This window comes from Rosenbergiella gaditana, from assembly GCF_018494065.1.
In the GTDB taxonomy this organism is placed as follows: Bacteria; Pseudomonadota; Gammaproteobacteria; order Enterobacterales; family Enterobacteriaceae; genus Rosenbergiella; species Rosenbergiella gaditana.
On sequence record NZ_JABBFR010000087.1, the window covers coordinates 1 to 249 of the forward strand.

The following is a 249-nucleotide window of genomic DNA, read 5'->3' on the forward strand; positions in this document are numbered from 1 at the left end:
TACTTAAATTGTAATGCATTTATACATATATTAGGGGGCCATTTTAAATGAAATTATTTAATCAATATACTAAATACTTATTGTCAGGTAGTATCATTGCTGCAACATTATTAAGTAGTACGAATGTATCTTTAGCTTCTGGGACAAATACAGAGGACAACAAAAAACCAAGTAATGATGAAGCTATTGCTTTCGGTAATACTAAAAACCCTAAAAATGTCATTTTCTTAGTTGGCGATGGAATGGGTC

General features: G+C 30.5%; 1 protein-coding gene. It reads left to right on the forward strand.

Annotation, left to right across the window (positions count from 1 at the left end; genetic code table 11):
- Positions 1-47: 47 nt before the first annotated feature.
- Positions 48-249: hypothetical protein (locus tag HH682_RS15565; protein WP_214238378.1), on the forward strand; the 202-nt coding region annotated here is incomplete at its 3' end.